This window comes from Nostoc sp. (assembly GCF_036919495.1).
In the GTDB taxonomy this organism is placed as follows: domain Bacteria; phylum Cyanobacteriota; class Cyanobacteriia; order Cyanobacteriales; family Nostocaceae; genus Nostoc.
Map to the genome: position 1 here is coordinate 1 of NZ_JBALBZ010000186.1, position 21132 is coordinate 21132.

Here is a 21132-nt window from a genome sequence, read left to right on the forward strand (position 1 = left end):
CTACAATATCTAAATTTTAACCATTTTTTATATTAAATTTTAGTTGTTAAAATCTAATTAATTTTGATTCTCGCCATAAAAGTAGCGGAAGAACCGAAAAAATTTTAAGAATTGGGTAGCAGTTTTCCGAAATTGATAACCTAAGTTTGGTAGTTATTACCAGAACACTAATTTATCAATAACTTCTATAAGTAGCCTTGGGGGAATATGGCCCCAAAAAAACCTGGTTTTTACGACCGGGTTTTTTGGCATGTGTACACAGATTTTTATTTTTCTCTTTTCCTTCTTCCTTCTCTGCGAGACGCTGCGCGAATGCGCTCTTTGCGTCCTTCTCCCAAGGGGAGACGCTAACGCGAATGCGGTTCGTTTCTTTACCCCTCTTCGCAGTGTAAAGAGGGGTTAGGGGTGAGGTTACGCCGGATAAATCCGTAAGCGGCGATTTGGTTCTTCACCAAAACTATGCGACTTGAGGCGATAATGTTCTACCAACTCATGCTGCATTTTGCGGACTTGGGAAGAACGCGGCAATAATTCGACTGGCTGTCCTTTAGGAATCACAATTTGCTCAACAGCTAGTCTAGCTTCTTCCAAGGCATCCATCTCATCATCGCTACCATTGTGCAAAAACAGTTGCAATTCTAGGTCATCAGCCATCTCTGGGTCATCAATGTTCAGCAACCGTCGCAAGCCACGGGTAATTTGGGGAATCGTGCTGGACTTAATTACGTGGATGGGTACATGACGAGCTTTGGCCATTTGGCGTAATTTGGCGTGGTTTTTGACGTGCGATCGCAGTGCTAAAATTGCATCAGCACTATCTATATCTTTTGTCAATACCACGGGCAAAGTTAGCACGCTAATTACCTGTTCCAGTTGGTGACGGCTAACGCCATAAGGGTAAACGTGCAATGGCAAATCTTCACCATTCGGCCCTGGCACTCTAGTAGCAGCATCCAAATCAATGCTTTCAGAATAATTGAAGGATTCATCCAGCAAACGGTCAAACTCACTGCGTCCAGTTACCCGCTCTACAGGCAATTGCGGCAGTGCTACCATTTGTCCAGATGAACGCCAGCCATTAGACGGTCGCGCAGGTGGGAAAGAATCTTCTACTGTGGCTAACTGTCCACCACGACCATTGACAACAGCTAACTGCCTTGTAACAGCGATTTTACCTTGGTCATCAACGGTTCTTGTTTGTGGGGTAGGCTGACGCCCCCGCAGCAGATTATCTACTGTGTCAGCAACACTTTCATGTACTGTCCAGCGTTGGCGTTCCAACATTTCTACAGCAATTTCAAAGGTAGGAGGCGCTTTCCGCTCCAAAACAGTCTTTTGAGAACCTCGCCGTCTTGCTTCATCGTCTCCCAGCGTCACAGCTTGGATACCCCCAACTAAATCAGCCAGGGTGGGGTTTTTAATCAAATTTTCGATCTGATTCCCGTGGGCAGTACCTACCAACTGTACACCCCGTTCGGCAATGGTACGAGCCGCTAAAGCTTCCAGTTCTGTGCCAATTTCATCAATGACAATGACTTCTGGCATGTGGTTTTCCACTGCCTCAATCATTACCTGATGCTGTTGATCTGGATGAGCCACTTGCATCCGCCGAGCGCGACCAATGGCGGGGTGGGCAACATCACCATCCCCAGCTATTTCGTTGGAGGTGTCAATAATCACCACTCGCTTTTGCAGATCATCTGCCAAAACACGGGCAATTTCCCGTAAGGCAGTAGTTTTGCCCACGCCTGGACGCCCCAGCATGAGAATCGATTTACCAGTTTCTACCAAATCGCGGATCATGCCAATGGTTCCGAATACCGCTCGACCAACGCGACAGGTCAAGCCAATAATCTTACCCGTGCGGTTGCGGATGGCGCTAATCCGATGCAATGTTTGCTCAATTCCTGCTCGATTATCTCCGCCAAAGATTCCAACTCGTTGAATACAATCATCTATCTGTTCTTGAGTAACGGGTACTTCGCTCAGATACTCAGCTTGATTAGGAAACCGAGCCTCTGGGCGACGGCCCAAATCCAAGACCACTTCTACTAAACTATCTCGTTTGGGATGACTCTCTAGTACTTGTTGCAGGTCTTGGGGCAAAATGTCTAATAACTTTTGGAGATCGTCTGTAATCGTCATGCTTTCTATGGTGACGTTTTTAGAGATAGCGAGGACATTTGCGTGCAGGAGAACCCGCTCTGGGTAATTTCCCGAAACGAGCAATTAATGCTCCTGCTGTGACTTGATCTGGGAAACGAGAGAATGGGCAAGTTTTACAGCTTGCCAAAGTAATACGTCATTTTCTTCGAGGCGAAGATTCGCTTGTACATTAGTGTTACTTACCTCCTTATTCTCTAACTGTTCGAGAATTGGTGACAGCAGTACGCGGGCGTAGCTACCGTAGGCGACCCCAGAAATGGATGGGGAGCAGGGAGCAGGGAGCAGGGGGAAAAATTCTTCTCCTCTGCCCCCCGCCCCCTGCCCCTCTGCCTCTTTAAGCATTCCCATTGCTTTTAACTTAGCAACGGTATAGCTATTTGTGCCGCCTGCTAACTGCACATATCCCGGTAACTTAGCTGCCAAAACTTTTTGCCCTAATTTCACCGCAGCTATTGTGGTGCCATCGCCAATATCACCACTCATGGGACGACCGTCGGTTTGCCAAATTAAGGCACTCTTGAGTGGGGCAATCAGGTCATATACTGCTCTTAGGTAGTCAATCATCCCCTCGCCATCGGGACAGCTGATAGCTAGTAGCTTTAATTGATCGGCCCACGGTGAAATTGCCTGCCATAATTGCTCAAATTCTGTCAACCGCCCAACTTTTGTATGGATTTCTACGGCATCTACTCCCGTTGACATTACCAATGGCGCGATCGCTTGCGGCGTTGACATATATGAACTTGTATCAATTATACTATATGGACAAACTGGTATACAACGACCGCAGCCATAGCACTTTTCTGATATTACTCCCGAAAAGTTTTCTTTTACATTGTTAAACACGATTGCTTGTGCCGGACAAATCTGTTCACAGGGTCTAGTGCAGTCTGTAGGACACTCAGTAGGATTAAATTCTGCTTTCCGAAAATGAGGGTCTTCTCCATCGTTCAGGCTTACCATCAAAAAGGGTGAGTTACCTTTGTAGCTAAAGCCTCGCTTTTGGGCATCCGTAGCCAGAGATTTGGCTACAAGTAGCCCTGCTTGTGCTGCTGCAATCACTGCTGGATCAGCTGCAACATCTATGCAGTCAGCGCCCGCCAAAGTATAGGCTAACGTTAAACTTCTGACTGCCGGTAAATGCTGGAAGCTGGCTCCGCAGATCAGCTTGAACCAGTCACCTTGTTTGAGTGATTGTAAAGGGGCGAACAGATCAGTCACTATTCTATTATGCGTTTATACGACTAAAAATAGTAGTCTGCAATCAAGAAAAAGTCCTGATTTCTTGATTCAGGGCATTGGGCATTGGACACTTGTACGTAGTTTAAAAGCTAGCAATTACAGCTAATGCAACAGTTAAAACAGCTACAGGAACAACAAAAGTTAATTGGAGCGATCGCTCTTGATATTCGTAAGTCCTTAAAGTTTCAAGACATCCTCGCTAAGAGTGTCAAAGAAGTCCGCCAGTTACTCAAGACCGATCGCGTAACAGCTTATCAATTCACTCATCAAATGCATGGTAAAGTCATAGCTGAGTCGGTTTTACCCCAATGGATAGCAACATTAGGATTTGAGATTGAAAATACCGATTTTCAGCAAAGCCAAGGAGAAATCTGGGCAGCGACAAACATCTACGAAGCGGGTTTAAGCGATCGCCATATTCAAATTTTGGAACAGTTTCAGGTCAAGGCGAATTTAGTTGTCCCCATTTTGTTAGAAAACCAAGGGACTCCAGCAGTTGTATGGGGGTTATTCATCGTGCATCAATGTTCTGCCCCCCGCCAATGGCAGACATTTGAGGTAGAATTTCTCAACCACCTGACGGTGCAACTAGCGATTGCTATCCAACAAGCCCAACTTCACGACAACCTGCAAACTCTCAAGACTGAATTAGCAGCCAAAGTGGAGGAACGCACTACTGCACTACAGGAAAGCAATCGCCAAAAAGCTGAAGAAACATTGCGCCAAAGTGAAGAACGTTGGCAATTAGCGATTGCAGGTACTGATGAAGCAATTTGGGATTGGGATATATCTACTAATCAAACCTTTCGGTCTGAGCGTTGGTTCACAATTTTGGGATATGAACCCAACGAACTTAGCAATTGCGATGATGAGTGGAGTATTCGCATTCATCCTGATGATTATACCAGAGTTATGGCTGCACAAGAAGCTTATTTGCTTCAGCAAGTTGCCGATTATAACATTGAATATCGTCTGCGGTGCAAGGATGGCAGTTATCGCTGGGTGCGATCGCGAGCCAAAGCTATCTGGAATGAACAAGGAAATCCAGTTAGATTGGTCGGTTCACTTGGGGACATTAGCGAACACAAACAAGCTGAGGAAAAACTTCGAGAAAGTGAAGCCCGGTTCCAGGCATTTATGAACAATAGCCCCGTGCTAGCTTGGATCACTGATGCGGACGGGCGTGTACTTTACTTAAACCAAGCATACCTGTATACATTTAAATTACTACCCGAACAGGTGATTGGACGATCCATTTTTGATCTCTATCCAGATGAAATTGCTCGGCAGCATTTTGATCGCATTCAGACCGTTATACAGACAAATCAGGTAATTGAGGCGATCGAAGTTGCTTCTCGATCAGATGCTAGCCTTGGAGAGTTCTTGGTATATAAGTTCCCGATTCTGGGATTGTCTGCACAAAAGCTAGTGGGTAGGGTGGCGATCGACATTACAGAACGCAAGATTTTGGAGCGAGAACTGGCTCACAAGCAAAAGTTATTGAATAACTTCATCAATAACGCACCTGTTGGTATAACCATTCTGGATCAGGAACTGCGTTACTCATTGATTAATGAAGCATTAGCAGAAATTAATGGTATTCCCGCAGCCGCGCATATTGGCAAGAGACCGTGGGAAATTGTCCCTGATGTGGCATCAAAGCAGGAGCAAGTCTTTCAACATGTTTTGAGAACGGGTGAATTGATTCTGGATTTGGAAATCAGTGGAGAAACCCCAAAATTACCCGGTGTAATCAGGACTTGGTTAGCTTCCTACTTTCCGATTCAGTCTGAAGCCGATGAACTCACTAGCATGGGCGTTGTTGTAGTTGAAATCAGCGAGCGCAAACGCGCTGAACAAATGTTAGAATTGCAAGCAGTGATTACCCGCAACATGGCGGAGGGAATTTGCCTAGTTCGTGCTACAGATAGCGTGTTTGTCTACGCCAATCCTAAATTGGAGCAGATGTTTGGCTATGAACCTGGTGAATTAATCGGTCAGCATGTATCGATTGTTAACTACGGTGATGAACATAATACACCTGAAGAAGTTTACCAGGCGATTAGGACTGCCATCTTGCAACACGGTGAGTCCACTTATGAAGTTTATAATGTTAAGAAAGATGGCACTCCATTCTGGTGTAGGGGGAACGCTTCCATTTTTGAGCATCCTGAGTATGGAAGCGTCGTTGTGGCTGTCCAACAAGATATCACTGAGCATAAGCAAGCAGAGGAAAAAATCAAAGCCTCTTTGAAAGAAAAGGAGGTATTACTTAAGGAAATTCACCATCGGGTGAAAAACAATTTAGGAATTGTCAGCAGTTTGCTGCAAATGCAGTGCAGACGTACACAAGATCCTCTGGTGACAGCTATTTTGCGTGATAGCCAAAACCGCATTGCCTCCATTGCCTTGGTTCATGAAAAGTTATACCGCTCTGAAGACCTCGCTGATATTGATTTCGCTCAATACATCCCAGATTTAACAACTCATTTATTTGATTCTTATAACGTCAGTTCTAGCCAGATTCAACTGAAGATTCAAGTTGATAATGCTAGCCTCGACATCGAAACTGCCATTCCCTGTGGTTTAATTATCAATGAACTGGTTTCCAATGCTTTGAAATACGCCTTTATTGGTAATCGTAGAGGAGAAATTGAGGTAAAGTTTTATCAGGAATCCGAGTCTACTTTGGCACTCATTATTCGAGATAATGGCATTGGTTTACCTGAAAATTTTGATAGCAAGAAAGCTAAAACACTCGGCATAACCCTTGTTCAAGGTTTAGTCAAGCAACTAAAGGGAAAGCTTGAAATTGACTCTCACCAGGGAACACAGTTCAAAATTACTTTTACAAACAGCCAGGCATGAACACAATTGGCATCCCATCAAATCTACATACAAAGGAGACAGTTAGAATTCTTGTTGTTGAAGATGAATATATTCTTGCGCTCAATTTGCAAGAAAGTTTAGAGTCTCTGGGATACACTGTTTTAGATATAGCCGATTCTGCACAAGGGGCAATTATAAAAGCAACTGAATTACGCCCAAACTTAATTTTAATGGATATCAGATTACGGGGTGAAATAGACGGTATCCAGGCAGCAGAGCAAATCTGGCATAATTTGCAAATTCCTGCTATCTATGTCACAGGGCACTCCGATAAAAGCACTGTAGAGCGGGCAACACTGACGTCCCCTTTTGGATATATTCTCAAACCAATCAAGGAGCAAGAACTCTACGTTGCCATTCAAACAGCACTAAATCGTTACGATCGCGAGCAATTTTTGAGTTCTATCCTTCGAGGAATCGGGGACGGGGTGATTGTAGTCGATCTTCAGCTAACCATCAAGTACCTAAATCAGGTTGCTGAAGCATTGACAGGGTGGCGATGGGATGAAGCCAAGGGACGAATGTTAACCGAAGTGTTCAAGCTTGTTGATGAACAAACTCAGATCCCCACCCAGAATCCAATTATCACAGCCCTGCAACAAGAAACTACTATCTATTTAGGCAGTCACATCTTACTAGTTGCTAAAGACGGCACAACTATACCAGTAGCTGATAGCGCTACTCCCTTGAGAAATAATAGCGGTGTAATTACAGGAGCTGTACTAGTTTTTCGTGATGACACGCAACGACGGCTAACTGAAGAACGCAATCTCGCAACTGAACGTGCCCAACAACTACGAATTCAAGTGGTAGAGCTTCAACGGCTAAACCAGTTGAAAGAGGATTTTCTCGCAACCACTTCTCATGAAATGCGAACGCCCTTGTCAAACATCAAAATGGCAATCTCCGTCCTAGAAAATCTTCTTGATCGGCAGGGTATCTTAAATTCAAATGCACTTTCCCCATCTGAATCTGTAGCCCGCTACTTAACTATCCTGCGTGAACAGTGCGAACAAGAACTAGATTTAGTAGACAATTTACTGCATATACGAATGATTGATGCAGATGTCTATCCATTGGAATTAACTTCAATTCAACTCCAAACCTGGCTGCCTCACGTTGCCGAGTATTTTGGGGAACAGGCTGTAGCTAGGCAACAGGCTTTCCAACTTAGTGTTCCTCCAAACTTACCACCTTTAGTTACAGACTTGGCTAGCTTGACCGAAATTGTCTCAGAGCTACTTAACAATGCTTGTAAATTTACTCCTCCTGATGAACAGATTAGAGTGAATGTTCGGGTAATTGATATTACAAAAATTCTCATAAATGAGAATGTTGAATTTGGTGTATTAGATAATCTTCCAGTTTCCTACTTTCAAATCACAATTAGCAATTCTGGGGTGATAATCCCTAAAAAAGAACAATCTCGAATCTTTGAGCCGTTTTACCGAATTCCTCAAAGCGATCGCTGGGAACATGGCGGTACAGGATTAGGTTTAGCATTAGTGAAGAAGTTAGTAGAATATCTCCAAGGCACAATTGAAGTTACCAGTTCTCAGGGCTGGACAAAGTTCACAGTTAAACTGCCGTTAACCATGTCAGAATGATTAGTCATACATGGTAATTGTATTGACTTTTCATTCCCCCTTCAAACGACAATTTACCGAGTTTGCTATTGGCTAAGGTTCTTGTTGCTCGATGGGAATTTCGATTGCAAACTCTGCTCCTTGCCCAAAAGAAGAAGTGCAAGTAATATTTCCTCGGTGTTTTTGAACGATAATCTGATAGCTAATTGATAATCCTAGCCCACTACCTCTGCCCACAGGTTTTGTGGTAAAAAATGGGTCAAATAAACGCGAGCGCAACGATTCTTCGATACCAGGGCCATTATCTGCGATCGCAATTTTGACCATATTCAATGTTACCTCTGTGTGAATCCGAATTTGGGGAGTAGGGAGTAGGGTGTAGGGATTAGAAGATAGATTCCCCACTCCCCGCTCCCCACTCCCTACTCCCTCTTCTATTGCATCAATAGCATTATTCAACAGATGCATAAATACTTGGTTTAATTCACTCGCATAACAAGTGACTAGAGGCAAGTTACCATAATCTTTCACTACAACAATTGCGGGACGATCTCCTGTTTCCCTAAGTCTATGTTGTAACATCACCAAAGTGTTTTCGATGTCTTCATGGATATTGACCTGCTTCATCTCTGCTTCATCATGCCGAGAAAAGTGTTGTAGTGCTAGTACAATTTCCTGAATGCGATCAGATCCTCTATACATTGCACCTATCAGGTTTTGCAGATCCTTAATCATAAAATTCAAATCTATATCTTTGGCTATTTGCTGAATTTTTAGCGTAGCTTTGGGATATTCCTGTTGATAAGCCTCAATCAGATTCACTAGGTCTTTTACATATTCAGCAGTATATTGGAGATTCCCATAAATAAAGCTGATAGGGTTATTAATTTCATGAGCAAGCCCAGCCACTAACTGTCCCAACGCCACCATCTTTTCGTTCTGAATCTGTTGAACTTGAGAGGCTTTCAACTCGTCAAGAGCCTGTTGGAGTAAAAAGTTTTTTTCTTGCAGTTTAACTTGAAGCAAACGTAAATTAATTTGATTTTCAATTCGCAACACAACCTCTGCCCCATGAAAAGGTTTTGCAATATAATCTACACCACCAACATCAAAGGCTTTTACCTTATCTACAACATCATCTAGGGCGCTAATAAAAATTACTGGGACTTCACAAGTTTTCTCATCAGCTTTCAACTGTTGACAAACTTGATAGCCATCCATATCTGGCATATTGATATCCAGTAAAATCACATCTGGCAAAACCATTTGGCACGCAGTCAGTGCCATTTTACCGTTTAAGGCTTTGCGAACTTCAAAACCTTGTGTAGTCAACATCGCTGATAAAAGCCGCAAATTATCTGGGGTATCATCGACCACTAAAATATTTCTTTTATGATGATTAATTTGATTTAAATCCATTATGTATAAAAGCTATGCTTGTAATAGTTTAAAATGGTAAATACTTATTTTAAATAGTACTGAAAGTTTTTTATCAATTTCACCGATATAGTTGGATTTATAGTCTAAATCCCATAGTGCTTGGAGAGTTTTACAGGCTACCACAGCTATAGTCCTCCTAAATAATTAGTAAAATTATTTCCTTCTTATATTTTTTTTCTGCAAGATGCTGCGCGTTGGCGATAGCCTACGGCAAGCTGCTACACCTCTACGATAATTTTCACAACTCAAATAGGATTGCTATATTAGTCAATTAGGAAGTTTGCGAACATGATAGCCTGGTTACAGCAGTATATTATCTAGCCGAGCGTCAACAATGAAATTTTTATAGGTATTATTTCATAGCTACCATTGGGGTGATACAGCAAGTAATTTAATAACCAATTCTTGTTCTATGGGCTTAGAAAACAGATATCCTTGAGCAAAATTACAGTTTAAAGTTCTCAATTGGGCTAGTTGTTCTTGTGTTTCCACACCTTCAGCGATCGCACTCATTCCCATTGAGTTGGCAATGCCAATCATTGCTGGTACTAGTCCCATATTCTCTTTATTTTCTTGCATACGTTTAACGAAAGATTTATCAATTTTAAGTGCATTAAAAGGAAAGCTGTGTAGGTAACTCAAAGAGGAATATCCTGTACCAAAATCATCCATAATCAACTTGATATGGCGCTGCTTTAGTTGTTGAAGAATTATTTCAATTGCATTAGTATTTTCCATAATTACACTTTCTGTAATTTCTAATTCTAAGTATGCAGGATTTATTTTATTTTCATAAATTATTCGGTCAATTTGTTCTACTAAATTAGGCTGTAAAAATAACCGTGCGCTCAAATTGACACTCATAGTTAGAGGTTCTGGTGTCACTGGATAATGTTGCCAGATGCTCAGTTGATGACAAGCTGACTGTAATACCCAAGTATTAATGGGATTAATCAAACCTGTTTCTTCTGCCACAGGAATAAATTCTATGGGAGAAACCAGACCCCGAATCGGATGTTGCCAGCGTACCAAGGCTTCAAATCCAGAAATTCTGCCTGTAACCAGAGAAATAATTGGCTGATAGTAAACGAGGAATTCTTGTCTTTCAACAGCCCTTCGCAGATCATTTTCTAACTCTAAAAGCTGAATAGCTTCTTGATGCATCGCTGGATTGAAAACGTGATATTTGCCTCTTCCTTGAGCCTTGGCCCGATACATTGCTGTATCAGCATCCCGCAGCAAATACTCTGGGCGATCGTAATCTTTATTACCCCAACTAATCCCAATACTCGCATTCATAAATACTTCATATCTAGACAGCTTAAAAGCGAGTGATAGCTGTTGCAGAATCTGTTCGGCAACTTGAATTGCCATATTTATATCTGTAATATTTTCTAGGAGAATTCCAAATTCGTCACCGCCTAATCGTGCTAAAGTATGAATAGGTATCAGACATGCTTGCAGGCGGTAAGCGATCGCTATGAGCAATTCATCTCCCACCAGATGTCCAAGGGAATCATTGATAACTTTGAAGCGATCGCAGTCCAAAAAAAGCAGTGCAAACTGATAACTAGATTTTTCCTTGGCTCGATTTAGAGCATTTTTTAGTCGCCTAATAAACAAAACTCGGTTTGGTAATCCAGTCAGGGAATCATGCAGCGCTATGTCTAGTAGTTGACTTTGCAATTTCTGGCGGGAATTGATTTCTTCTTGGAGTTTTTGGAGAGTTTTTTCTAGCTCCCCAGTTCGCTGTTTTACCCGATTTTCCAATTCCACATTTAGCTTCAATATTTCTAATCGCGCTGACCTCAAGGCCAGTTGGTTTTGTACGCGCACTAAAACTTCTTGGAACTCAAAAGGTTTGGTGATATAGTCTACACCACCTACCTTAAAGGCTTTCACTTTGTCAAAAACATCATCTAAAGCACTAATAAAAATCACCGGAATATCGGCTGTTAGCTCCCAAGCTTTTAAGGTCTGACAAATTTCATAGCCATCTACTTCTGGCATCATAATATCAAGTAGAATCAGATCCGGTAATACTGTTTGAGTTGCTGTCAGTGCCATTTGCCAATTCAAGGCTTTACGAACGCTATACCCTTCCCTTGTCAATATGGAGGATAAAACCCGCAGATTATCCGCCATATCGTCAACGATCAAAATATCTTTTTTATTAGGGTCTAAATGCTCGTAATTCATTCTACGTTTGTTTTAGTCAATTCCATGATTTTCTCAAACTGGTAGTTATTCGCTAAATCCCTGAGAACTTTAAAAACTTGACTATTATCTGATGGAATTTGCTTGAGTAACTCTAAAATCAGTTCATCGCTACAGCTAGCTGCGGCATAGTAAATTTGTTGGAGCCACTCAGGTGACATTTGTGATAAACGGCTCAGGAGTTCGGTAACACTGATAAATATCTGTGTAGGTTGATCGACAACTGTTGTGTTTGTGGTTTCTACTTGGTTGGTATACTTTACACCCAGATGTTGGCTCAGTTTTTCCAATAATACTTCTTGTATGAATGGCTTGCGAATAAAATCATCGCAGCCAATAGATAAAATTTTCTGCCGTTCTTCTTCAAAGGCGCTAGCAGTTAGGGCAATAACGATCGTGTGTGTATTGGAGCAACTGTGCTCTGCCTCAGAAAAGTCAGAAGGGGGAGCCAAGGCTGGTGGCGCTCGCTTTGTGGACGCATCATTTGCATCATTTTCTATGACACCAGTTGCTTCTGGGGTGGGAGACGCTACGCCTAGCTGGCTTTTTAATAGGGGTACAACTTTGAGAACTTCGGACTCAACAGAATCGGGGAATCCTCCCGCAAGGTACTGGCTCCCCGATAAAAGCAACTGTTCCGAGTTTGGGAACCTCTGTAATGCATTGGCTACCCCATACCCTTTTTGTTTAGCTTTAATTATTCTTGTTGCTTCGTAACCGTCCATGACCGGCATTCGCATATCCATAAAAATTAAGTGTGGTTGCCAAGATTCCCAATTAGCAACTGCTTCACTACCATCTGTAGCTTCTCTGACTTCAAAGCCAACAGATGTAAGAATTTTAACTAGCAACAATCGGCTTTCTTTGGAGTCGTCAACTACTAAGATGCGGTATGCTTTCTCAGCCGGTGCTAAAGCTAGAATTTGGTATTTAATTTGGTTTATTGGGATTTCTCTGGGGCAAGCTAGAGCAATCTGAATATTAAAGATAAATCTACTACCGACACCCGGTATACTGATGACAGTGATATCTCCTCCCATAAGTTGCACGTATTTCCGGCTAATTGCCAAACCCAGTCCCGTCCCTTGTTGAGATTTTCTGCCGATTTCGGTTTGCTCAAAAGCTTCAAACAACAAGTCAATTTCTTGTGGGGCAATACCGCAGCCAGTATCTTGTACCTCGAAGAAGAGATGAGGGGGATGAGGAGGATATTGCTCACTCATCTCCCCCTGCTCCCCGATCTCCCAACCAGCCCCTAGTCTCACCCTTAGTGTCACCCTCCCAGTATTAGTAAATTTAATCGCATTTCCCAAGAGGTTGAGCAAGACTTGACACAGTTTATTTTCGTCTGTTTCTATGTATTTAGGAATGTTTTGTGCATATTCAAACACCAATTCTAAATTTTTAGATGCTGCACTTGCGTGTTGCATCTTTTCTAACTTCTTTAACACATGAATTAAGTCAAAGCTGCTATTATTTAATGTGATTCTGCCAGCTTCGATTTTGGACATTTCTAGAATGTCGTTAATTAAGTTGAGTAGATGTTCGCCAGCACGATTAATAATTGCTAAGTTTTCTTGATGTTCGCCAGATAGGGAATAATCCCGGCTCATGACTTGGCTAAAACCGAGAATGGCATTGAGTGGGGTACGCAGTTCGTGGCTCATATTAGCAAGGAATTCGCTTTTGGCTCGGTTGGCGGCGGTGCTTCGCGCCGCTTCACGAATGGCTGCTTGTTGTTCTTGTGCGGCAATTTTTTGCGATTGAATTAGTTCTTGTTGGGTGCTTTGGAGTTGCTCGATAGCTTGCTGGAACTCTTCAGTCCGTTTTTTTACTTTAGCCTCTAAGGTGCGATTGTATTCTGCTAATAAGTTTTCTGCTTGTTTGCGTTGGGTAATATCAAAAAATGTAGCGATCGCAAAAGTCAGATTTCCTGATTCATCATAAATTGGCTTTCCCAAAACTTCAATGGGAATACTCTTGTCAGAATGGCGAATTTCCATATCATCAATCCTGGTGCTTTCCCCAAGCAATGCTCTCAAAATCGGTAGGCGATCGCTGGGGTAAAGTTGATCTGTCCCAGCAAGGTAAGCTTGATATACCTCTGACAATTGTTCGCTGCTAACTTTTGCGTAGATGTTTAGCGGTGAGGGGGTCGCAGTCTTCTCCCTTCGCGTAGCGTCTCGTAGAGAAGGGGAGACGCTAAAAGCGATGGCGGTTCCCGGCGATAGCGCAGCATTAGCGAATCTTCTCCCAAGGGGAGAAGATGCCGCGCAACGAGCGTCTTGCGACCCCCCGAACCCGTTGGCGCAGCCTCTCCAAGAGTTGCACTTGTCGCTAGACATCGCTCCTTGACCAAGAATTTGCTGCCCTATTTTATTTGTGTAATAAGGTTCACCTTCAGCATCTATAATAAATACACCTATTGGCATAGCTTCTAAAAATTGAGTTAACCGACTCTGACTGTGAGATAGCGCCTCATTTAAGACTTGCATCTGAGCATTCTTTGCTTCTAAAGTATTAAACGATACTTGGAGTTTCTTTGCCATAGTTTCAAATGACTTGGCTAGTTCTCCCAGTTCATCAGAACGCTGAATTTCTGGTATTTGCTCCCATTCACCTTTAGCAATTTTCTTCACTGATGTATTTAATTCTAAGATCGGCTTAATTACCCAGCGACTAGTCAAAATTCCAATTCTTGTAGCGACTAAAAAAGCAACTATGCAGAGCAAAATAGTGATATGGGTGTTAGCGTTAATTTGCTTCATAAATTCGCCTTCGGGAATCACCGCTACAATTAGCCAATCTAAACCCAGTTCATCCCTCCAGCATTTTACCTGCACAAAATAACGCATTCCATCGGCGGTAAAACTTAGCTGTTGCTTCTCTTCAACAAACTTAAGACTGCCAAAACGTTTGAGCAAAGACTGTGTTGTGAGTCTAATTAAAGAATTTTGACTATCTAATGCTGATAGACGTTTTCCCTTACCATTTACGATGGTATATGGTGGCTCGCTAGTAGAAGAAGCCACTATTAACCCAGAACGCTCTAAAATAAACGTTTTACCCGAATCATTAATCTTTAAATTGGCTAAAAAATTGCCGATTTGTGATAAAAGCAAATCAACACTAATCACCCCAACAAATTTGCGATTTTTATCGTAAACAGGATAGCTGGAAGATATAGATATTATTTCTGGTTTATCTTCCCATTGATAAATTTGACTCCAAACTCGTTTATCTAACTTGACTGGATCTGTATACCAAGCTTCTAGGCGAGGATCGTAATTTTTAACTTCCTGTAAATGGCGGCGATTTCCTTGGTTGTCTGTAGGGTAAACATAAAGTTTGCCGAGGCCATGCTTTTTGCTAACTTCATTAATTAAGAGCTTGCCATTATCTAGACGTTCAACACCGATAAATTCACCTTTGGAATTGGCAAAGCTGTTATAGCCAACATTGAAAACCTGCATTTGTTTCCAAAAGTAATTGCCGGTGGTTTGAAAATCCGAAAGATTCAGCAAACCTAGCTCAATCGCATCTAAGTTGATTTGATTAACTTGCTTCGGGGTTGTTAAATAGCTATCAAGATGCTGTTCAATGCGATCGCAGATTTCATTTTCTAATTGATTAGCAAGCTCCGTTACCGCTTTTTGGCCGTTTTGATACGAAAGATAGCCCACAAGTCCCACTGCGCCACAAATTTGCAATATAAAGGGCACAATCAGAACATACCTCAGGGGCATATTGGCATAAACTTTGCCAACTAAGCGATTAATAGATTTGATCGGCTGAAGTTTGGATAACATTGTTGTTTAATTCTTCCCCAGCATAGATTAGGGGTATTTGGCCATATCAGCTACACTTAATATCAGGATAATTACGGCGTATTATGCATTTGCTATGACATATTATTTAAGCACTGAGTATAAAAAATACAAGTATCTTATCTTCTACTTTTTTGACTGGCTAAATTCCTCCAAAGTCTAATTTTCAGAGCCGATAGCGAGTCTTGCCTGCGGCACAGTCAGCGAACGAGCGTCAGAACCCATCGTAGATATTGCACCTGAATTGGCTCAGTTTTATCAGATTTTCTCGGATGAAATAGAAATTTAACCGATAAGCTACAGTATGCCATTCTAAAATTCAGGTCGTCATTAGTACCGAATCCTAAATTTAATTTTTAATTGCTCATGTGTTAATTTTCCGGTCTGAAAACCCTTGGACTTATATAAAAATTAAGTACAAGAATTTTAAACTTTTCATATAAATACAGAGTAAAAATAAAAAAATCTAAAAAAAATTTACTTAATATTTTCTAGTTTAAATAAATGTTAATTTTATTGTGGAAATATGTCAACCTCATCGCCGATTTGTAAAATTTTTCCGGCTGACGATGGTGCTAATTGGGTATTGACACTCAATCGATAAAAGTGATTAAAAGGCGATGAAGCAACCCAATTTGGTAGAGTTGCTTGTCGTTGGGTTGCAAAGATTTTTTGAAAGTTTGGGTAAGCTTTTCCTAAGTAAGAATCGCGTGTTGGGACTATACACCTCTGACATGGATTAACTCCAAAAAAATCCACCTCTCCCACTCGAAAGGAGACTAAATCACCTTGTTCACTAAATAGTTGATCTTCCCAAAATGCTGGTACACCATCAATCTCAATGTTGGCACGCATCCGACGGCGTATTTCATCTACACTTAAACCGGGAAACCAAGAAGCTACTTCTGTCAATGTTGCTGTACTAATTACCGTTGGGCCAGGTGAGTGTGTATCGTCAGGAAAACCCATCAGAGAATTTTGCCTTAATGTGACAGCAAACTCAAAAAAATTACTCATAGTTGCTTCTAATGCTTGCCGTTCCTCATCCAGATGAAAAATTTGTTGTGAGTTGCCGCCTGGGATGTGCAACGAGATAGTTCTATTTGAGAGTGCAAATTGCGCTCTTATTAAATTGATTTTAGCATGACGTTTGCCATTGACAAATCTATCCTGTTCGTCAAAAATGGCAAACTCGCGGTCATGCTGTAGTGCGCCACTGGCAAGAACTCTAGCGTTCTCAACTTCAACACCATCAAGTGACTTAACTGGATACAGTAAAATCTTAGCTAGGTAAGGCATCATAGCATTGAGAGGCAGGGGCGCAGGGGAAGAATTTCTAATTCTTAACTAATAATGTGACCAATGACCAATGATTAATGACTCCTCTGGTTTTCCAAAGTAAGCACTCTTGTTACTTGTTCAACCAGGGGAGCGTCAATAATAATATTGTTAATTATGGATATATTGGCGATTTATCTATTCCTCCAATATGATTTAGAGGCCAGAAGCGAACTACAGCTCGTCCAATAATATTCTCGCGGGGGACAACACCCCAGCAACGACCATCGTAACTATTGTTACGATTGTCACCTAGTACTAAATATGAACCGGTTGGTATAGTCTGGGGTTTCGCCAAAAAAGGTGGCTGTGGCCCTGATTGGCAAACATCAATAACCGTAGTCTGACCAGAACTGAGGTAATTGCCTTCTGGGAGGGGTTTGTTATTGATATAGACTTTGCCATCCTTAAGTTGGACTTTTTCTCCAGGTAAGCCAATTACACGTTTAATAAAAGCATCTTGGTATTGTTCTTTTTGTAGCTCTTTTGTAGGCGAAAATACTACAATATCTCCCCGTTGCGGGTCAGCAAATTTATACTTCAACTTATCGACAATAATTTTATCTGCTTCCCACTGGTTTGGCGTACCATGCAGAGTCGGTTCCATCGATCCAGAAGGAATCCAGCGTGCTTCAGCAACAAAGGTACGAATTCCCAGAGCTAGAACAATACTTAATACAATTGTTCTACCTAGTTCTGCGATCCAAGAATTATCGGGTTGTTGACTAGAGTTGTTATCAGACACTTTATTTTGCATGAAATTACTTAACTGAAGGAAAGATGTAGGTAATTAACTCGCCTAGTGACACTTTATCTGTTAATCTTAACGGGAAAATCTTAATTTCCTGGTCATGCTCCCATCTGGACTACCAATTTTAGATTGGGGATTTGAGATTTTGGATTAGGGTGTTTGTTTTGGATCGTGACTCGCCTCTAGTGGGCGAAAGCAATGTAAAATACCCAAACCGCATTCTTTCTAGGCTACGGTCAATCCAAAATCCAAGTTGCGCTGGAAGCACACCAAAGGTGCGACCTAAAATCTAAAATTGATTGACGGGGTTCTTCATAAATTAAAAATAAACTTTTTTTTTAACCCACGGCAAAAATTGGTTACTCCGATCGCGAATAAGTTTAACCTAAAAGCATAATTCTCTGTAATACATAGCTCCCAGTCTGAACAAAATTAACCCTATGTCATCTCCACAAATTTTACTGATTCGCCGCGCTCGCATAATTCTACCCAATGGTGAACTGATGATTGGGGATGTATTGACCCGCGATCGCCAAATAGTCGAAGTTGCACCAGAAATATCCCAAACGGCACTAGCCACTGAAATTGACGCAGAAGGGTTAACTTTGTTGCCAGGAGTCATCGATCCGCAGGTGCATTTCCGAGAACCTGGACTAGAACACAAGGAAGATTTATTCACCGCCAGCTGCGCCTGTGCTAAAGGGGGAGTCACTTCTTTTTTAGAAATGCCCAATACGCGCCCCCTGACAACGACACAGCAGGCTTTAGACGACAAGCTAAAACGTGCCTCACAAAAGTCCTTGGTTAATTATGGCTTTTTTATTGGGGCAACAGCAGAGAATCTACCAGATTTGCTCTTAGCAAAGCCAACATCGGGAATTAAGATTTTCATGGGGTCGATGCATGGTCAGTTGTTGGTTGATGGCGAAACAGCATTGGAGGCGATATTTGCTAAAGGCGATCGCTTGATTGCAGTTCATGCCGAAGACCAAGCTAGAATTAACCAACGCCGCCAAGAATTTGCCAACATCCACGATCCAGCCGTTCACTCGCAAATTCAAGATAATCAAGCGGCAATGCTTGCAACCCAACTAGCATTAAAACTTTCTCAAAAATATCAACGTCGTTTGCATATTTTGCACATGTCAACTGCCGAAGAAGCAGATTTGCTGCGTCAGGAGAAACCTAGTTGGGTAACAGCAGAAGTAACACCACAGCATTTGTTGTTGAACACCAGTGCTTACGAGAAGATTGGCACTTTGGCTCAGATGAATCCACCTTTGCGATCGCCCCACGATAACGAAGTTCTCTGGCAAGCTTTGCGCGATGGCGTGATTGATTTCATTGCTACAGATCACGCACCGCACACCTTAGAAGAAAAAGCTCAAGAATACCCCAATAGTCCTTCGGGAATGCCTGGGGTGGAAACTTCTCTAGCTTTGATGTTAACTGCGGCGATGGAGGGAAAGTGTACTGTTGCTCAAGTTGTTAACTGGATGTCAAAAAATGTAGCTGTGGCTTATGGTATTCCCAATAAAGGAGCGATCGCGCCTGGTTATGATGCCGATTTAGTGCTTGTAGATTTAAACACATACCGTCCAGTCCGGCGCGAAGAACTGTTAACCAAATGCCATTGGAGTCCCTTTGAAGGCTGGAATCTCACCGGCTGGGTTACAACCACCATTGTTGGCGGTAAGGTAGTTTATGACAAAGGTCAGGTAAATACACAAGTGCGGGGTCAAGCTTTAACTTTCTTATATAGGACTCATATTTGATTATTGAAATATACGTAGGGTGCGTTACGCCAAAGGCTAACGCACCGCCCAAAGGTTAGGTGCGTTAGGCTACGCCATAACACACCCTACTTACTACTTAGATTTTTTCAGAAATCAAATCATAGTCCTATAGGAAATATTTATTTAAGCTTATGTAGTAGACAAATAATTAGACATCAAAGCCATACTTGAACTGGCAAGATTTTTATCTTTCCCAAGTTCAGACTAGATCAATGCCGTTTACTTAAAGCTAAAAGACGACAATCCTTATTTTTTCCCTTTACCCTTTTAACCCAAGGGTATTAACTAGTCGCTATATTCAGAGATTGCAACTTGAAACCCTGAATTTATTTATAAGTGTTTCAAGTCAAAACTTCAATAACTAATCCCTTCTCGCGATCAGATTACCTATTTATTCTTTTTTTCGCTGCTTGGCGTCCTTCTCTAATGAGACGCTATCTATTGGTGGAAGCCTGCGGCAAGCCGTTTTGCGTAGACGCAAAAAACTTAGGTATTCTTCCATTTGGATAAAATTAAACAAGCAAATAGACCCGTATTACAATTTATTTCATAATGCTTGTTCCCAGAAACTATGCCCGAAAACATAATCCATATAAATAATCAAAGAGAATTGCTATGTCATTCAAAATTTTAGCTTTAGACGGTGGCGGTATTCGCGGAGTTGTTGCAGCACGAATACTGCAAGAAGTAGAACAAGAAATTAGAGACCAGGGTAAAGGAAACTTTTTATACGAATACTTTGATCTGATTTCTGGCACTTCCACTGGTTCAATGTTAGCAGGAGCGATTGCTTTAGGAAAGGAGAGTCATGAACTCATTAACCTGTATAAAGATAGAGGTAAAGATATATTCCCGCTAGAAAGAAAAGAGCGTTATAAAAACTTGCCGTCCATCATCAAATCAATTCTTGATGTATTTTCAGTCCCTAAATATTCTCATGATGGAATTATTAGTGCCCTCAAAGATACTTATAAATCCACAAGAATAAAAGATATTGAAAAACCGATTATTTTGATTCTTGCTTACGATACATTATATCGTAATACAACCTTTTTTACTAATTGCCATCCCGATTTAGGAGACAGATGGTACGATGACTGTTATTTATGGCAGATATGTACTGCTTCTGCCTCAGCTCCTACTTTTTTTCCACCATATAAATTAGAACCTGTAGATAAAGAAAAATTTGGTGATTGGGAATTTCCACACATTGATGGAGGAGTTTCCGCTAACAACCCCTGTCTCGCAGCCTTAAGTCTAGCTATGAGGATCAGTCAATCTTCAGTCTCTCCAACAATTAAGCAAAAATATAAACTGGATAATCTGCGATTGGAAGATATTTCTATTCTTTCTATTGGCACAGGTCAAACTGGTGAACCATATCAATATAAGCAAATAAGTAAATGGAGAGGCTTAGACTGGATACAAAATCTTACTAATATTTTTATGGAACCTACATCTGAGATTGATAGTACTATTTGTCGGCAAATTATGGGTGGATACAATTCTAAACGTTACTTACGGCTTCAGTTTGACTTAAATGAGACATTTAAAGCCAAGCCAGAAGAAACTTATAAAGATCCTCGCATTGTATTACCTCCAGAAGAGCGAAAAAATCGATTTACAGGGGAAAAAGTCAGTCCAGAAATAGATAATGCTAGTTTGGAGATTATTGAGCAGTTAATAAATACTACTTCTGCATTCATTGACAAAGGTCTTACTTACTATACCAGAGACGACTCTGGTTCTCCGATAAAGGAGGCGATCGCCTCTTTTATTAAAGATAACTAGCAGGTTGTCGGAGAACCGCATTTAGTGACACAGTAAGATACCAATGCATCTCAATTCATGCCAAGAACTTTCAAAACGGTTGACTACGA

11 protein-coding genes are annotated in these 21132 nt (G+C 41.5%); 4 read left to right on the forward strand and 7 right to left on the reverse strand.

The window, feature by feature from the left end; all coding sequences use genetic code 11:
* Nucleotides 1-411 precede the first annotated feature (411 nt).
* Both V7K25_RS26525 and ldpA read right to left on the reverse strand, forming a co-directional pair.
* Complete coding sequence (locus V7K25_RS26525; protein WP_335162152.1) at nucleotides 412-2145, reverse strand: R3H domain-containing nucleic acid-binding protein; 1734 nt, start codon at nucleotides 2143-2145, stop codon at nucleotides 412-414.
* A gap of 84 nt (nucleotides 2146-2229) precedes the next feature.
* Nucleotides 2230-3387, reverse strand: coding sequence for a circadian clock protein LdpA (gene ldpA / locus V7K25_RS26530; RefSeq protein WP_335162154.1), 1158 nt, complete (start codon nucleotides 3385-3387; stop codon nucleotides 2230-2232).
* Nucleotides 3388-3513: 126 nt separating this feature from the next.
* On the opposite strand from ldpA, the gene V7K25_RS26535 reads away from it, so the two are divergent.
* Both V7K25_RS26535 and V7K25_RS26540 read left to right on the forward strand, forming a co-directional pair.
* On the forward strand, nucleotides 3514-6276 hold the full coding sequence (locus V7K25_RS26535) for a PAS domain S-box protein (protein ID WP_335162156.1): 2763 nt from the start codon (nucleotides 3514-3516) through the stop codon (nucleotides 6274-6276).
* Nucleotides 6273-7904, forward strand: a complete 1632-nt coding sequence (locus V7K25_RS26540; RefSeq protein ID WP_335162158.1) for a hybrid sensor histidine kinase/response regulator — start codon at nucleotides 6273-6275, stop codon at nucleotides 7902-7904. Before V7K25_RS26535 ends, V7K25_RS26540 begins: the two co-directional genes overlap by 4 nt.
* Before the next feature lie 72 nt (nucleotides 7905-7976).
* Here the strand turns inward: V7K25_RS26540 and V7K25_RS26545 are convergent, their stop codons facing one another.
* The 5 genes from V7K25_RS26545 to lepB form a co-directional block, all read right to left on the reverse strand.
* The gene (locus V7K25_RS26545) at nucleotides 7977-9302 is read right to left on the reverse strand and encodes a hybrid sensor histidine kinase/response regulator (RefSeq protein WP_335162160.1); all 1326 of its coding nucleotides are present in this window, start codon (nucleotides 9300-9302) and stop codon (nucleotides 7977-7979) included.
* Between the two features lie 384 nt (nucleotides 9303-9686).
* Nucleotides 9687-11522: a two-component system response regulator gene (locus V7K25_RS26550; RefSeq protein WP_335162162.1), complete on the reverse strand. Its 1836-nt coding sequence runs from the start codon at nucleotides 11520-11522 to the stop codon at nucleotides 9687-9689.
* The gene (locus V7K25_RS26555) at nucleotides 11519-15349 is read right to left on the reverse strand and encodes an ATP-binding protein (protein ID WP_335162164.1); all 3831 of its coding nucleotides are present in this window, start codon (nucleotides 15347-15349) and stop codon (nucleotides 11519-11521) included. The genes V7K25_RS26550 and V7K25_RS26555 overlap by 4 nt, the downstream gene beginning before the upstream one ends.
* A gap of 531 nt (nucleotides 15350-15880) precedes the next feature.
* Complete coding sequence (locus tag V7K25_RS26560; RefSeq protein WP_335162172.1) at nucleotides 15881-16666, reverse strand: MOSC domain-containing protein; 786 nt, start codon at nucleotides 16664-16666, stop codon at nucleotides 15881-15883.
* 154 nt (nucleotides 16667-16820) lie between these two features.
* A complete protein-coding gene (gene lepB / locus V7K25_RS26565; RefSeq protein ID WP_335162166.1) occupies nucleotides 16821-17462 on the reverse strand; it encodes a signal peptidase I in 642 nt (213 codons plus the stop codon).
* A 434-nt stretch (nucleotides 17463-17896) separates the two neighbouring features.
* Between lepB and V7K25_RS26570 the strand changes: the two genes are divergently transcribed.
* Both V7K25_RS26570 and V7K25_RS26575 read left to right on the forward strand, forming a co-directional pair.
* The gene (locus V7K25_RS26570; protein WP_335162168.1) at nucleotides 17897-19231 is read left to right on the forward strand and encodes a dihydroorotase; all 1335 of its coding nucleotides are present in this window, start codon (nucleotides 17897-17899) and stop codon (nucleotides 19229-19231) included.
* 636 nt (nucleotides 19232-19867) lie between these two features.
* On the forward strand, nucleotides 19868-21043 hold the full coding sequence (locus tag V7K25_RS26575; protein WP_335162170.1) for a patatin-like phospholipase family protein: 1176 nt from the start codon (nucleotides 19868-19870) through the stop codon (nucleotides 21041-21043).
* The last annotated feature ends 89 nt before the right edge of the window (nucleotides 21044-21132 follow it).

Excerpts from the sequence above, each read along its gene's own strand:
- V7K25_RS26545 (WP_335162160.1), bottom strand. The coding sequence starts at position 9,302 with ATGGATTTAAATCAAATTAATCATCATAAAAGAAATATTTTAGTGGTC.
- V7K25_RS26540 (WP_335162158.1), top strand. The coding sequence starts at position 6,273 with ATGAACACAATTGGCATCCCATCAAATCTACATACAAAGGAGACAGTT.
- V7K25_RS26550 (WP_335162162.1), bottom strand. The coding sequence starts at position 11,522 with ATGAATTACGAGCATTTAGACCCTAATAAAAAAGATATTTTGATCGTT.
- V7K25_RS26525 (WP_335162152.1), bottom strand. The coding sequence starts at position 2,145 with ATGACGATTACAGACGATCTCCAAAAGTTATTAGACATTTTGCCCCAA.
- V7K25_RS26555 (WP_335162164.1), bottom strand. The coding sequence starts at position 15,349 with ATGTTATCCAAACTTCAGCCGATCAAATCTATTAATCGCTTAGTTGGC.
- V7K25_RS26570 (WP_335162168.1), top strand. The coding sequence starts at position 17,897 with ATGTCATCTCCACAAATTTTACTGATTCGCCGCGCTCGCATAATTCTA.
- lepB (WP_335162166.1), bottom strand. The coding sequence starts at position 17,462 with ATGCAAAATAAAGTGTCTGATAACAACTCTAGTCAACAACCCGATAAT.
- V7K25_RS26575 (WP_335162170.1), top strand. The coding sequence starts at position 19,868 with ATGTCATTCAAAATTTTAGCTTTAGACGGTGGCGGTATTCGCGGAGTT.
- V7K25_RS26560 (WP_335162172.1), bottom strand. The coding sequence starts at position 16,666 with ATGCCTTACCTAGCTAAGATTTTACTGTATCCAGTTAAGTCACTTGAT.
- V7K25_RS26535 (WP_335162156.1), top strand. The coding sequence starts at position 3,514 with ATGCAACAGTTAAAACAGCTACAGGAACAACAAAAGTTAATTGGAGCG.